The sequence below is a fragment of the Bradyrhizobium sp. SBR1B genome, from assembly GCF_014198205.1.
Lineage (GTDB): Bacteria > Pseudomonadota > Alphaproteobacteria > Rhizobiales > Xanthobacteraceae > Bradyrhizobium.
Window position 1 is genome coordinate 666630 of record NZ_JACIHC010000002.1, and the last position, 13289, is coordinate 679918.

Genomic DNA, 13289 nt, shown 5'->3' on the forward strand with positions numbered 1-13289 from the left:
TCTCTCCTCAATCCCGTGCCTGTCAGGCACTTATCCCCTTGTTTCCAACCGCCTGAGCGCGAGCCCGGCGATCAAAGATTTCCCTTGCGCTTGTCGCCTTCGCCCGATGCCAGCGGCTTCACCACGGGATCCTTCACCGGATAGAAGGTGTAGGACAGCGTGATCGTGTTCAGCCCGTCGTTCTCGTGATCGTCAGCGATCGAGGGAGCGACGTAGAAGACAACAGGCATCTCGCGCTTCTCGCCGGGCGCCATGGTCTGCTCGGTGAAGCAGAAGCAGTTGATCTTCTGGAAATAGGAGCCGACCGTCAGCGGCGCGACATTGTAGGCGGCCTGCGCGGCGGTGGTGCGCGCGGCCTGGTTGGTCACGGTGTAGAAGACGGTCACGACCTGGCCGATATTGACCTCGATCTCGCTCTGCTCCGGCTCGAACTTCCAGGGCAGGCCCGGCGCGACGTTGGAATCGAAGCGCACCGAGATTTTCCGCGCGATCGGGCCGGTGGCCGGCGCGGAGGTCGCGACCTGGGTCGTGCCGTTGAAGCCGGTGGCGCGGCAGAACCAGTTGTAGAACGGCACCGCCGCGTAGGAGGCACCGACCATCAACGCGACCACGCCGCCGCAGATAGAAGCAACCACCACATCGCGGCCCAGCCCGCGGCCCTTGGTCGGCTCACGCTTGGCCGGCTTGGCGCTGACATCCTGCGATATGGTGGGATCGTGATCCATGTTTCCTACATCGGCCGCACGAGGACTGCCGGCCCCTTGACCATGGTGACGGCGAAGAACAGCACCACGAGCACGCCGAGCGCGAGCGCGATCGCAATCGAACGCTGACGACGGCTCTTCTTCTGCGCCTCGGTGAGGACGATTCCATCTGGCTCGGGTTTGTCGACCATCCCTGCGATCATGCGCCCCCTACCAGCGGAGCAACTGCCCGGAACACGACCTCGGCCAGCAGGGTCGCGAACAGCACGAACAGATAGAGGATCGAGAAGGCGAACAGCTTGCGGGTCGCGCGCAGCGACGCAGCTCGCTCGCGGCGCAGATAGACGTTGATCGCGAGCACCAGCATGCCGGCGCCAAGGATCAGCGAGACGATGCCGTAGATCGCGTCGAAATAGCCGAGCGCCCAGGGCGCGGCGGCGACCGCGATCAGCACGATGGTGTAGAGCAGGATCTGGAGCCGCGTCGCGTCGGGACCGGCGACATTGGGCAGCATCGGAATGCCGGCGCGCGCGTAATCGTCGGAGCGGAACAGCGCCAGCGCCCAGAAGTGCGGCGGGGTCCAGAAAAAGATGATGGCGAACAGCAGCAGCGGCTCGACGTCAACCGTGCCGGTCACCGCAGCCCAGGCCACCACCGGCGGCAGCGCACCGGCGGCGCCGCCGATCACGATGTTCTGCGCGGTCCAGCGCTTCAGCCACATCGTGTAGATCACGACGTAGAAGAAGATGGTGAAGGCGAGCAGCGCGCCGGCGATCCAGTTGACGAGGATGCCGAGCGTCATCACCGAGAAGAAGGACAGTGTCAGGCCGAACGCCATGGCTTCAGGGCGGGTGATGCGGCCGCGCGGAATCGGCCGGTTCGCCGTGCGCGACATCTTGGAGTCGATATCGCCTTCCAGCGCCATGTTGAGCGCGCCGGAGGCACCGGCACCGACGGCGATGCAGAGCAGCGAGGTGATGGCCAGCACCCAGTGGAAATGCCCGGGCGCCATCGCCATCCCGACCAGCGCGGTGAAGATCACCAGCGACATCACCCGCGGCTTCAAGAGCGCGATGTAGTCGCCCACCTCCGCCTCGGAGATGCGGGGATTGATGTCGATGGCGTTGTGGTCGAGGACGGACACTTAATTCAACTCGCTTGGTTATAGAGCCGCGGCGCCCGTCACGGGCGCCGCGGGAGATCGATCACTGCACGCGGGGCAGCACTTCGAACTGATGGAAGGGCGGCGGCGAGGGCAAGGTCCACTCCAGCGTGGTCGCACCTGCACCCCACGGATTGTCGCCAGCCGGCACCTTCTTCATGAAGGCGTCGAGCACGCAGTAGAGGAAGATCAGCACGCCGAAGCCGGAGATGTAGGAGCCGACCGACGAGACCAGGTTCCAGCCCGCGAACGCGTCGGGATAGTCGACATAGCGGCGCGGCATGCCCGACAGGCCGAGGAAGTGCTGCGGGAAGAACACCAGGTTGACGCCGATGAAGGTGACCCAGAAGTGCGCCTTCGCGAGCGTCTCGCTGTACATGTAGCCCGACATCTTCGGGAACCAGTAGTACCAGCCGGCGAAGATTCCGAACACCGCGCCAAGCGACAGCACGTAGTGGAAGTGGGCGACGACGTAATAGGTCTCCTGCAGCACGCGGTCGACGCCGGCATTCGCCAGCACGACGCCGGTGACGCCGCCGACCGTGAACAGGAAGATGAAGCCCACCGCCCAGATCATCGGGGCCCGGAATTCGATCGAGCCGCCCCACATCGTGGCGATCCACGAGAAGATCTTCACGCCCGTCGGAACCGCGATCACCATCGTCGCGGCGACGAAATAGGCCTGCGTCGCGCTGGACATGCCGACCGTGTACATGTGGTGCGCCCACACCACGAAGCCGATGCCGCCGATCGCGACCATGGCGTAGGCCATGCCGAGATAGCCGAACACGGGCTTGCGCGAGAAGGTGGAGATGATCTGGCTGACCATGCCGAAAGCCGGCAGGATCAGGATGTACACTTCGGGGTGGCCGAAGAACCAGAACAGATGCTGGAACAGCACGGGGTCGCCGCCGCCTTCGGGGTTGAAGAACGTCGTGTGGAAGTTGCGGTCGGTGAGCAGCATGGTGATCGCACCGGCAAGCACCGGCAGCGACAACAGCAGCAGGAACACCGTCACCAGGATCGACCACACGAACAGCGGCATCTTGTGCAGGGTCATGCCCGGCGCGCGCATGTTGAAGATCGTGGTGATGAAGTTGATGGCGCCGAGGATCGAGGAGGCGCCCGCCAGATGCAGCGACAGGATCGCGAAGTCGACGGCCGGGCCCGGATGGCCCGAGCTCGACAGCGGCACGTACATGGTCCAGCCGGCGCCGACACCGTTGGCACCCGGCTCGCCCTCGACGAAGGTCGACATCAGGAGCAGGGCGAAGGAGGCCGGCAGCAGCCAGAACGAGATGTTGTTCATGCGCGGGAACGCCATGTCGGGCGCGCCGATCATCAGCGGCACGAACCAGTTGCCGAAGCCGCCGATCATCGCGGGCATGACCATGAAGAAGATCATGATCAGGCCGTGAGAGGTCACGAACACGTTATAGGTGTGCGTCTCATGGAAGATCTGCACGCCCGGATACATCAGCTCGGCACGGATCGCGATCGACATCGCGGCGCCGATGACGCCGGCGATGACCGCGAAGATCAGGTACATCGTGCCGATGTCCTTGTGGTTGGTCGAATAGACGTAGCGGCGCCATCCGGTCGGATGGGCATGCTCGTCATGTCCGTGGGCGTGATCGCCGTGTGCCGCTGCGCTCGTTGCCATTTTCAAATCCTGCCTTGCGTCCCAATCGGACCTCTGGAGGTCCCGCCCTTATGTCGCTTTCAGTCCCTTAGAGCCGTCACCCGACGCTTACTGCGTCGGGCCGGCCGCGGAGGCGTAGGTGCTGGTGCCGCCGCTCGCAAACTTCTTCTTTGCCGTCTCGACCCAGGAGGCGAACTCCTGGTCATTCACGACGCGAATCGCGATCGGCATGAAGGCGTGGTCCTTGCCGCAGAGCTCCGAGCACTGGCCGTAGAACATGCCGGTCTTGGTCGCCTTGAACCAGGTTTCGTTCAGCCGGCCCGGAATGGCATCGATCTTGACGCCGAAAGCCGGCAGCGCGAAGGCGTGGATGACGTCGGCGCCGGTGACCTGGACACGAATCACCTTGTTGACGGGCACCACCATCTCGTTGTCGACGCCGAGCAGGCGGGGCTGCTTGTCCTGCGCCATCAGCGAGTCGAACTCGAACTTGCCGTTGTCCGGGTAGGCATAGGACCAGTACCACTGCTTGCCGGTCGCCTTGATGGTGATATCCGCCTTCGGCACGTCGAGCTCGAGGAACAGAAGCCGGAACGACGGCACCGAGATGCCGACGAGGATCAGCACCGGAACCAGCGTCCAGGCCACCTCGATCAGCGTGTTGTGGGTGGTCCGCGACGGCACCGGATTGGCCCGCGCGTTGAACTTGACGACCACGACCACGAGCAGCGCCAGGACGAACAGCGTGATCAGCGTGATCAGCACGAACAGGAAGTTGTGGAACCAGACGATGTTGTCCATCACCGGGGAGCCGGACTCCTGAAGCGTCCATTCCCAGGGCTTCGGTTGCCCGAGCTCGGCAAATGCCGCACCGCCCGTCGCCAGCGTCAGACCCGCCACGGCCAATCCCAGCAAGTGCCGGCCCACCGGGCCCATCGACATCCTCATGCCGTTCGCGCTCCCCTTACGAAATCACCCCAAGTGCGCTCCCCCTGTTTGCGGGAAACGCTTATTCGATCCGCCCGCCTGACAAACCGCCGCGCAAGAATACCTCTAAGAGGAATTGGGGCCAGATCGCTAGAACGCCGAAATCAAGCCTCTCAAACCATAATTTTTGATCTATCGCAATGCAGTCTTGAGCCCCGTCTGCCAGCGATCACCCGCAAGATATTTCCTAGTAAGATCAAACAAAAATACCGTTTGCCGGGATGCTGCCGCTTGACAGCGGAATTGCCCGCGGTAGGCACTGACAGATGGCCGCGCAGGAACCTGATTCGTGCGGGCGGCGGCGGCGCGAGGCGGCGTGGAATTTGCTTGGGAATCGCCTTCAAGGCGCCGTCATTCCCGTATCAGTCCGCCAGATTAGTCCGCCAAGCGCGAGCGAGGAAGGCGAGCAGAGGGACCGACCCGATGGGGCTTTCGAAATCGATGGCAGGGCTGGCTATGGCAAGGCTGGCTAGAAGGCAGATGACCCGCCTTTCGGCGCTGGCCAGCCTGCTGGCCGCGCTCGTCCTTCTGGCACTCCCCGGCCTCGCCCATGCGCAGGGCGCAGTCCGCTCCGTCCAGGGCGACTGGCAGATCCGCTGCGACACCCCACCGGGCGCCCAGACCGAGCAATGCGCCCTGATCCAGAGCGTGGTAGCCGAAGACCGCTCCAATGCCGGCCTGACCGTCATCGTGCTGAAGACCGCCGACCAGAAGAGCCGCCTGATGCGCGTCGTCGCGCCGCTCGGTGTCCTGCTGCCCTCCGGCCTCGGCCTCAAGCTCGACAACCAGGACGTCGGCCGCGCCGGCTTCGTCCGCTGCCTGCCCAATGGCTGCGTCGCCGAGGTCGTCATGGACGACAAGCTGCTCGGCCAGCTCCGCACCGCCAAGACCGCCACCTTCATCATCTTCGAGACCCCGGAAGAGGGCATCGGCTTCCCGCTCAGCCTGAACGGGCTCGGCGAGGGCTATGACAAGCTGCCTTAGGGCTACGCCCTGTCCACGCGATAAAGCTCCGTGTCGCACCAGCCGCAGCGATAGATGCGGCCTCTGCCGGCCACTGGCCCGACCAGCGCCTTTCGCCGACATGTCGCACAGAGGATGCCGTCAACGGTGTCACAGGCCGGGTGAGCCGCGACATAGGCCTCGCGCGTGGGATAGGATGTCCAGCGGCGGCGGTAGACGAACTGATTGAAGATCAGGACCAAAGCCAGCGCGGCGAAGCCGATGATCAGGCCGTGATACTGATCCCAGAACACCGTCAGGGAATTCCACATGCTCTGTCTGCGGCTCCGACTCCGGGTTCGCCGTTGATAGCCCGAAAAGCCTGAAAGCCGGCTTAAGCCCGAGCCGCACCTATCGTTTTCGTAATGTCACGGTCCGGCCCTCGCGGAACTGGCGGGAAACCATTATCTTGCCCCACATCTTCCGCTAATGGACGGACGCATGACAAATCCTGCCACGACCTCCCTGCTCGACCGCGCCAATCTCGACCGCGACCAGGTTCGCCACGAGGTCGCGCGCGGGCTTTCCGGTGCCGACGACGGTGAGCTGTTCCTGGAGTACAGCCAGACCGAAGCGCTGATGTTCGACAATGGGCGGCTGAAGCAGGCGACCTACGACACCTCGCAAGGGTTTGGCTTACGCGCGGTCAAGGATGATGCGGTCGGCTATGCGCATTCCTCCGACGTCTCGCTGCCGGCGCTGATCCGCGCCGCAGACGCGGTCGCGGCCGTGCGCGGCGGCTATTCCGGCAGCTTCGCCGCGCCGCCGGCGCACACCAATGTGCGCCTTTACGGCGATGACAACCCGCTCGATGCCCCGGGCTTCGAGACCAAGGTAAAACTGCTCGCCGAGATCGACGCTTATCTGCGCGACAAGGATCCGCGGGTGCGGCAGGTCAGCGTCAGCCTGGGTGCGACCTGGCAGGTCGTCGAGATCCTGCGGCCCGACGGCGAGAGCTATCGCGACATCCGCCCGCTCGTGCGCGTGAACATTTCCGTCGTTGCCGGCCAGGGCGACCGCCAGGAGAGCGGCAGCAAGGGTTATGGCGGCCGCGCCGGCTATGCCGAATTCATCGAGAGTAAGAACTGGCGCGATGCCGCCGACGGCGCGTTGCGCGAGGCTTTGGTCAATCTGGAATCGATCCCCGCCCCCGCCGGCGAGATGGACGTCGTGTTAGGGGCCGGCTGGCCCGGCGTGATGCTGCATGAAGCGGTCGGCCACGGCCTCGAAGGCGACTTCAACCGCAAGAAGACGTCGGCATTTGCCGGCCTGATGGGCCAGCAGGTCGCGGCCAAGGGCGTCACCGTGGTCGATGACGGCACCATGGCCTCGCGCCGCGGCTCGCTGTCGATCGACGACGAGGGCACGCCGACCAATCGCACCGTGCTGATCGAGGACGGCGTCCTGGTCGGCTACATGCAGGACCGCCAGAACGCGCGGCTGATGAACATGAAGCCGACCGGCAACGGCCGTCGCCAGGGCTATGCCCACGTGCCGATGCCGCGCATGACCAACACCTACATGCTCGCGGGCGACCGCGATCCGGCCGAGATCCTCGCTTCGGTGAAGAACGGCGTCTTTGCTGCGAATTTTGGCGGCGGCCAGGTGGACATCACCTCGGGCAAGTACGTGTTCCAGTGCACCGAGGCCTACAAGATCGAGAACGGCAAGCTGGGCGCGCCGCTGAAGGGCGCCATGCTGATCGGCAACGGGCCGACCGACCTGCATCGCATCCGCATGATCGGCAACGACCTTGCGCTCGATACCGGCATCGGCACCTGCGGCAAGAATGGACAGGGCGTGCCTGTCGGCGTCGGCCAGCCGTCGCTGCTGATGGAGCGCATCACGGTGGGTGGAACGGGCGCATGAGCATGGAAGAAAAGGTCACCGTCACCCCCAAGCGGAAGAGCAGCGGCTGGGGCGGGCAGATCGTTCAGCTCGCCGGCATCGTCGCAGCCGTCTTCATCGCCAAGGGCGCGCTCGCCGAGCCGTTCTACGTGCCGTCGGGCTCGATGGAGCCGACGCTGCTGATCGGCGATGCACTGCTCGCCTCGAAATTCCCCTACGGCTACGGCACCTCGTCGCTGCCGATCCAGATCAGCCTGCCCGAGAGCGGCCGCGTCTTCGCGGAGACGCCGAAGCAGGGCGACGTCGTCGTATTCCGCTGGCCTGGCGATCGCTCGCAGGCCTGGGTCAAGCGCGTCGTCGGTCTGCCCGGCGATCGCATCCAGATGCGGCAGGGCCAGCTCTTCATCAACGACCGCCCCGCCGAGCTCAAGCCGGACGGCGTTGGCGCGGCCGAGGACGACAATGGCGGCAGCGAGCCCGCCTATCGCTATGTCGAGACGCTGCCGAACGGCGTCTCTCACCTGATCTTCAAGATGCGCGACAACGGTCCGCTCGACAACTCGCCGGAAGTGACGGTGCCGGCCGGTCACCTCTTCGTGCTCGGCGACAACCGCGACAATTCCGCCGACAGCCGCGTGCCGCTGCGGTCCGGCGGCGTCGGACTGTTGCCGATCGACAATCTGATCGGCCGTGCCGATGCAGTGCTCGGCTCCTGGGATCTCGGCATACGCGGCCAGCCGGTGTACACTTGGCTCTCCGGCTTCCGGCTCGGCCGGTTCTTCACCGCCGTGCATTGAGCCGTAGATCCTGCGGTGGGCAAAGCGGAAGCGTGCCCACCTCTTCTGTCGCAATCTGGAGAGCCCTAACCTGCGACTCCTGATGATCCGCGACGAATTCCTCGCATTGGCGCTCCGCAATCCGCTCAACGTCGGGATCACCGACGCGCTCGTGCAACTCGCGCTGCCGGATGCGTGGCTGGTTGCAGGTTGCCTGGTGCAGACGGCGTGGAACGGGCTCACGGGCCGCCCGATCGGTCACGGCATTGCCGATTACGACGTGTTCTATTTCGATCCCGATACCTCCTGGGAAGCCGAGGACGCGGTGATCCGTACGCTGCATGCGCGGCTTGGACATCTCGGCGCCAAGATCGAGATCCGCAACCAGGCGCGCGTCCATCTCTGGTACCCTGCCAAGCATGGCCTGCCCTATCCGCCGTTGACACGTTCGACTGACGGTATCGACCGCTTCCTCACGCAGAACACGCAATTCGGAGTGAGATGCGCGGGCGGAGATTTCGACGTCTATGCGCCCCACGGGTTCGACGACGTCGCGGGGTTGATCGTGCGGCCCAATCGAGCGCTGAACTTCTCCATCGCCAATTACGAAGCGAAGGCCGCGCGATGGAAGGCGCTGTGGCCGGAGCTCACGGTGATCGTGGCAGAGTAAGATCTCGTAGGGTGGGCAAAGCGAAGCGTGCCCACGCGTCTGTCCCCGTATCGGAAAGATCGTGGGCACGGCGCAAGGGCGCCTTTGCCCACCCTACGGCACCTACGCTCGCAATGATTGCGGTGAGAGCTGCTGATCGCGCGGCCCAATCCGGGTCCGAATTTTTCCGTTGCGAACTACGTAGTGCAAGCCGCGCGATGGAAAGCGCTGTGGCCGGAGCTCACGGTGATCGTGGCAGAGTGAGGTGCCGTAGGGTGGGCAAAGCGGAGCGTGCCCACGCGCCTGCGCCGTATCTCAGAGATCGTGGGCACGGCGCAAGGGCGCCTTTGCCCACCCTACGGCACCTTGCCTACCGCACCACGCCCGACGTGAATCCCGCCTTCCTTCGCGGCGGTTTGATTTCCTTTTTCAGGAAGCAGCGCGCCTCGCGTCCGGTGTAGCCGGGGCGGGCATAGGTGAAGGCGCGGCATTTGTTATCGGCGGTGCAGGCGGCCTTGCAGGCCTCTTCGCCCTCGCCGTCCTTGAGCTCGAAATTGCGCAGATCACCACCGGGGCGGTCGATCGACGTCTCCACGCCCTCGACCCGCGGCTCGATCACGCCGGCGCCGCGCACACCCGAGATGCAGCAACTTCCCGGCACTCGCGCCGGCACGGTGTTCTTCAGCCAGCACACCGCCGCGCCGCCTTCGACGTCGGGATAGCTGAAGCTCCACGAGCGGCAGCGGCGGTCGCGCTCGCACAGCAGCGCGCAATCCTCGGGATCGCCCGAGGCGACCGGCGTGCTGAAATAGTCGCCGCCGGGCCGGTCGAACGCCGTCTGGGCGCGCGCCGGCACGCTCACGCATGCGAGCGAAAGCAGCGCGGCGCATGCCACGGCGCTTGCCAGGACTTTTGCCAAGACCTTTGCCATGACGGCGCCGGACAGGCGGCCCTTCCCCATCAGAACAGCTTTCGAGTTATTGACGACGTTCAGGTTTTTTCAGCCGGTCATTTGATCGCCGCAAACCTGTATGGGCGATGAACGGCTGAATCCCTGACCGTCCTAGAACGCGTATTCCGCGTAGGCCGGTTCCACCGAGCCCTTCCAGGGACCGTTGAACTTGTCCAACATTTCCTCGGCCGGCGTCCGGCCGGAATCGATGATGCGGTCGAGCGGCTCCAGATGCCGCGTTTCGTCGCGGCCGAGCTGGTCGATGCGGCCGCGCCGGCGCAGGCCGGCATGCGCCAGAACCAGGCATTCCTTGGCGATCTCGAACAGGTAACGGTTCTTGATCCGCGCCTTGAAGCCGAAGCGCGTCACGTCGTCGCGCAGGGCCTGACGCTCGGGCGCGCTCCAGTGCTTGACGATCTCCCAGGCCGCATCGAGCGCGACGTCGTCATAGAGCAGCCCGACCCAGAACGCGGGCAGCGCCGGCAACCGGCCCCACGGGCCGCCATCGGAGCCGCGCATCTCGAGATAGCGCTTGAGCCGCACTTCCGGGAAGATCGTCGAGAGATGGTTGGCCCAGTCCGACAGCGTCGGACGCTCGCCGGGAAGGTTGTTGTTGCGGCCGTCGAAGAACGCGCGGAACGAGGAGCCCGACACGTCGATGTACTCCTCGCCGCGCTTGACGAAATACATGGGCACGTCGAGCGCGTAGTCGACATAGCGCTCGAACCCCATGCCGTCCTCGAACGCCCACGGCATCATGCCGGAACGCGCATTGTCGGTGTCGCGCCAGATCTCGGAGCGGAAGGAGAGGAAGCCGTTCGGCTTGCCTTCGGTGAACGGCGAATTGGCAAACAAGGCGGTTGCGACCGGCTGCAGCGCGAGCGAAACGCGCAGCTTCTTGACCATGTCGGCTTCGGAGGAGAAGTCTAGATTGGTCTGCACGGTGCAGGTCCGGTACATCATGTCGAGGCCGTACTGGCCGACCTTCGGCATGTAGTTGGTCATGATCTTGTAGCGGCCCTTCGGCATCACCGGGATATCGGCGCGCGACCAGGACGGCGTCATGCCGAGACCGAGGAAGCCGATGCCGAGCGGCGTTGCGATCTCGCGCACCTGTGCAAGATGCGCCATCAGCTCGCTCTGGGTCTGGTGCACGTTCTCGACCGGCGCGCCGGAGAGCTCGAACTGTCCGCCGGGCTCGAGCGAGATCGCACCGCCGCCGGTGACGTCGTAGAGGCCGATGATGTTGCCCTTCTCCATGATCGGCTCCCAGCCGAGCAGGAGCTTCATGCCTTCGAGCAACGCACCAATGCCGCGCGCGCCCTCGTAAGGCACCGGACGGTGGCCCTCGAGCGTGAACGGCGTCTTCTCGTGCTCGGTGCCCATGCGGAATTCGGACGGGTCCTTGCAGCCTTCCTCGAACCACGAAACGAGCTCGTCGCGCGATTGCAGCGGCGTCATATCGATCTGGTCTCGCGCCATATCAAACTCTAATCAAAAGGCGCTTCGATCGAACGCGCGCGGGTGACGGGATGGTCCGCGAACCCACCGGGTGCACGGACGAGCTGGTGTGCCGCGCGATCATCGCGACGGCGAGGTTTCGTTGACGTTGGCGACGGGCGGCAGTTTCATCTCGCCGCACGAGCAGCCCAGGCGGTCGAGCAGACCGCTGAGCTTGACGGCATCGGCATCGGACAGTTTCGAGCCGACATATTTCTCGATCGCAGCCGAATAGGCGCTCCACATCCGCTTCTGCAACTCGCGGCCGGCTTCCGTGATCTCGACGAACTGGCCGCGCTTGTCGATCTTGCATTCGCGCCGCGAGGCGAGGCCCTCGTCGACCAGGCGGTCGATCAGGCGCGAGGTTGAATATTGCGGGATCAGCATCTGCCGTTCGAGTTCCACTGGCCTTAGTTCGCCCGAGGGAGCTCGCGACAATTCGAGCAGCGCGTCATACCATGCCAGCGGCGGGAAGCCGGCCTTCTTCAGATCCTGCTCGACGCAATCGAGCACGCGGCTCTGCACCCGCATCAGGCGGATCCAGGCGGAAGTCGCCTCGGTCGATGGTTTGCGTTTCATGGTCCCGCTCAAGCTCGTCGCCCGTCTCTTACCCCATTTGATGCAGCTGCATCAATATTGACTGTTACAAGCAGCTGCATGTAGTCGTTCTTTCCGCCGAACCAAGCGTCAAGAGGAGGAAATTCCATGAAACTGTACTATTCGCCCGGTGCCTGCTCGCTGTCCCCCCACATCGCGCTCCTGGAAGCCGGCCTGCCCTACGAGCTGGTCAAGGTCGATCTCCGGGCCAAGAAGCTCGAAAATGGTGAGGATTATCTGAAGCTGAACCCCAAGGGCCAGGTCCCTGCGCTGGGCCTCGACAGCGGCGAGATCGTGACCGAAGGCCCGGTGATTGTCCAGATGATCGCCGATCAGGCATCAAGCAAGGCGCTGGCGCCCGCCCATGGCAGTTCCGAGCGCTACAAGCTGCTGGAGTGGCTGAATTTCCTCACCTCGGAGGTGCACAAGAGCTTTGGTCCGCTGTTCGCGCCGGCCCTGAACGACGAAGCCAAGGCTTTCTTCAAAGATCGCGTCATGGGCAAGCTGAAATATATCGACAGCCAGCTCGCCGGCCGCGACTACCTCATGGGCAAGCAGTTCACGGTGGCCGACGGTTATCTGTTCACGATGCTGACCTGGGGCGAGCGGATGAAGTTCGACCTCTCGGCGATGCCGAACCTTGCCGCCTACAAGGCCCGCGTCGAGGCGCGGCCGCAGGTGCAGGAAGCGCTGAAGAAGGAAGGCCTCGCGCAGGCGAAGTAAGACCCGCGCACGACAGTCGGGACGACGAAGAGCCGGATCGATGATCCGGCTCTTTTGCTTGAAGCGGTTGCGGAAGCCCGGACGTTCGCGATGTCCTGGGCATCAATTTTACGAGCATTGTCGGAGTTAACAATAACTCCGCCTTGTGTGTGCGGCAGAGATCACCATCGTTGTGAGAGCAATCCAGTTGGCTCAATTTCAGCCATGTACCGCGATGCGGCCTGAACTGGGAAGCTCTCGTGACAACCGTACTCCTCCTCTTGCTTGCGAGCACGATCACCGGCTTGGCGGCGGGACTCTTCTTCCGAGTCGGGAGTCTGTTGCTGGTCTCGCCGGCGACCGCGATCCTCGTCGCAACGGTCCTTCAGACCTCGGGCTTTGGATTTTGGACGGGCATTCCCATCGTCGCCGGCTGCCTGGTTGCCGGCCAGGTCGCCTATTTGGCGGCGACGCTCTACGTGCACAGAGGCGAGCTCTCAGTGCAGGACGACGTCGACGGCGACCCAGGCCAGCGCGGCCATCGCCATGTCGATGAAGAGAATGAGTAGGGCCAGGCCGACCCAGGAGGGGAGCTTTCTGCGCCGCCGGAGAAGCCTGCGGCGCGGCCACGGCTGCCCCAGCCGCAAGAGGGGGGCGTATCTTACGGCAACGCCGGCTGCGCTGACTTGAGACACCGTGGGGATCATTGCGGGACACCTTCAATGCTGACGAGCCATCCGACGGATCGTCAGCAAGAGCGGTGCCAGG

15 protein-coding genes are annotated in these 13289 nt (G+C 64.4%); 6 read left to right on the forward strand and 9 right to left on the reverse strand.

Translation table 11 applies throughout. The features are described from left to right. Positions 1-71: 71 nt before the first annotated feature. The 5 genes from GGD61_RS07840 to coxB form a co-directional block, all read right to left on the reverse strand. Positions 72-725: a cytochrome c oxidase assembly protein gene (locus GGD61_RS07840; RefSeq protein ID WP_183230474.1), complete on the reverse strand. Its 654-nt coding sequence runs from the start codon at positions 723-725 to the stop codon at positions 72-74. Positions 726-730: 5 nt separating this feature from the next. Further along, positions 731-907, reverse strand: coding sequence for a hypothetical protein (locus tag GGD61_RS07845; RefSeq protein WP_018316353.1), 177 nt, complete (start codon positions 905-907; stop codon positions 731-733). After that, positions 904-1848: a heme o synthase gene (locus tag GGD61_RS07850; protein WP_092255829.1), complete on the reverse strand. Its 945-nt coding sequence runs from the start codon at positions 1846-1848 to the stop codon at positions 904-906. Before GGD61_RS07850 ends, GGD61_RS07845 begins: the two co-directional genes overlap by 4 nt. Before the next feature lie 61 nt (positions 1849-1909). Beyond that, positions 1910-3529 (reverse strand): cytochrome c oxidase subunit I, encoded by a 1620-nt coding sequence (gene ctaD / locus GGD61_RS07855; RefSeq protein ID WP_018316355.1) that lies wholly within the window; start codon positions 3527-3529, stop codon positions 1910-1912. 87 nt (positions 3530-3616) lie between these two features. Next, entirely contained in the window at positions 3617-4456 is an 840-nt protein-coding gene (gene coxB, locus GGD61_RS07860; RefSeq protein WP_018316356.1) for a cytochrome c oxidase subunit II, read from the reverse strand. A gap of 480 nt (positions 4457-4936) precedes the next feature. Here coxB and GGD61_RS07865 point away from each other — a divergent pair, with 480 nt between their 5' ends. Next, positions 4937-5479: an invasion associated locus B family protein gene (locus GGD61_RS07865; protein ID WP_409362452.1), complete on the forward strand. Its 543-nt coding sequence runs from the start codon at positions 4937-4939 to the stop codon at positions 5477-5479. A 2-nt stretch (positions 5480-5481) separates the two neighbouring features. Here the strand turns inward: GGD61_RS07865 and GGD61_RS07870 are convergent, their stop codons facing one another. Continuing rightward, entirely contained in the window at positions 5482-5769 is a 288-nt protein-coding gene (locus GGD61_RS07870) for a hypothetical protein (protein ID WP_018316358.1), read from the reverse strand. Positions 5770-5938: 169 nt separating this feature from the next. Here GGD61_RS07870 and tldD point away from each other — a divergent pair, with 169 nt between their 5' ends. The 3 genes from tldD (at position 5939) to GGD61_RS07885 (ending at position 8791) form a co-directional block, all read left to right on the forward strand. After that, positions 5939-7366: a metalloprotease TldD gene (gene tldD / locus GGD61_RS07875; protein WP_026201654.1), complete on the forward strand. Its 1428-nt coding sequence runs from the start codon at positions 5939-5941 to the stop codon at positions 7364-7366. Further along, complete coding sequence (lepB, locus tag GGD61_RS07880; protein ID WP_183230476.1) at positions 7363-8142, forward strand: signal peptidase I; 780 nt, start codon at positions 7363-7365, stop codon at positions 8140-8142. The genes tldD and lepB overlap by 4 nt, the downstream gene beginning before the upstream one ends. Before the next feature lie 82 nt (positions 8143-8224). After that, complete coding sequence (locus GGD61_RS07885; protein WP_183230477.1) at positions 8225-8791, forward strand: nucleotidyltransferase family protein; 567 nt, start codon at positions 8225-8227, stop codon at positions 8789-8791. Positions 8792-9140: 349 nt separating this feature from the next. On the opposite strand, the gene GGD61_RS07890 is transcribed toward GGD61_RS07885, so the two are convergent. The 3 genes from GGD61_RS07890 to GGD61_RS07900 form a co-directional block, all read right to left on the reverse strand. Next, entirely contained in the window at positions 9141-9731 is a 591-nt protein-coding gene (locus GGD61_RS07890) for a PAN domain-containing protein (RefSeq protein ID WP_018316361.1), read from the reverse strand. 102 nt (positions 9732-9833) lie between these two features. Then, positions 9834-11204, reverse strand: coding sequence for a glutamate--cysteine ligase (locus tag GGD61_RS07895; RefSeq protein ID WP_028139831.1), 1371 nt, complete (start codon positions 11202-11204; stop codon positions 9834-9836). Between the two features lie 99 nt (positions 11205-11303). Then, positions 11304-11801 (reverse strand): MarR family winged helix-turn-helix transcriptional regulator, encoded by a 498-nt coding sequence (locus GGD61_RS07900; RefSeq protein ID WP_018316363.1) that lies wholly within the window; start codon positions 11799-11801, stop codon positions 11304-11306. Between the two features lie 126 nt (positions 11802-11927). Between GGD61_RS07900 and gstA the strand changes: the two genes are divergently transcribed. Continuing rightward, complete coding sequence (gene gstA, locus GGD61_RS07905; protein ID WP_183230478.1) at positions 11928-12542, forward strand: glutathione transferase GstA; 615 nt, start codon at positions 11928-11930, stop codon at positions 12540-12542. Between the two features lie 239 nt (positions 12543-12781). Further along, positions 12782-13090, forward strand: a complete 309-nt coding sequence (locus GGD61_RS07910) for a hypothetical protein (RefSeq protein ID WP_143109044.1) — start codon at positions 12782-12784, stop codon at positions 13088-13090. Positions 13091-13289: the final 199 nt, after the last annotated feature.

Coding starts and splice junctions, on each gene's coding strand:
- GGD61_RS07840 (WP_183230474.1), bottom strand. CDS start 725: ATGGATCACGATCCCACCATATCGCAGGATGTCAGCGCCAAGCCGGCC.
- GGD61_RS07845 (WP_018316353.1), bottom strand. CDS start 907: ATGATCGCAGGGATGGTCGACAAACCCGAGCCAGATGGAATCGTCCTC.
- ctaD (WP_018316355.1), bottom strand. CDS start 3,529: ATGGCAACGAGCGCAGCGGCACACGGCGATCACGCCCACGGACATGAC.
- coxB (WP_018316356.1), bottom strand. CDS start 4,456: ATGAGGATGTCGATGGGCCCGGTGGGCCGGCACTTGCTGGGATTGGCC.
- GGD61_RS07865 (WP_409362452.1), top strand. CDS start 4,937: ATGGCAGGGCTGGCTATGGCAAGGCTGGCTAGAAGGCAGATGACCCGC.
- GGD61_RS07870 (WP_018316358.1), bottom strand. CDS start 5,769: ATGTGGAATTCCCTGACGGTGTTCTGGGATCAGTATCACGGCCTGATC.
- tldD (WP_026201654.1), top strand. CDS start 5,939: ATGACAAATCCTGCCACGACCTCCCTGCTCGACCGCGCCAATCTCGAC.
- lepB (WP_183230476.1), top strand. CDS start 7,363: ATGAGCATGGAAGAAAAGGTCACCGTCACCCCCAAGCGGAAGAGCAGC.
- GGD61_RS07885 (WP_183230477.1), top strand. CDS start 8,225: ATGATCCGCGACGAATTCCTCGCATTGGCGCTCCGCAATCCGCTCAAC.
- GGD61_RS07890 (WP_018316361.1), bottom strand. CDS start 9,731: ATGGGGAAGGGCCGCCTGTCCGGCGCCGTCATGGCAAAGGTCTTGGCA.
- GGD61_RS07895 (WP_028139831.1), bottom strand. CDS start 11,204: ATGGCGCGAGACCAGATCGATATGACGCCGCTGCAATCGCGCGACGAG.
- GGD61_RS07900 (WP_018316363.1), bottom strand. CDS start 11,801: ATGAAACGCAAACCATCGACCGAGGCGACTTCCGCCTGGATCCGCCTG.
- gstA (WP_183230478.1), top strand. CDS start 11,928: ATGAAACTGTACTATTCGCCCGGTGCCTGCTCGCTGTCCCCCCACATC.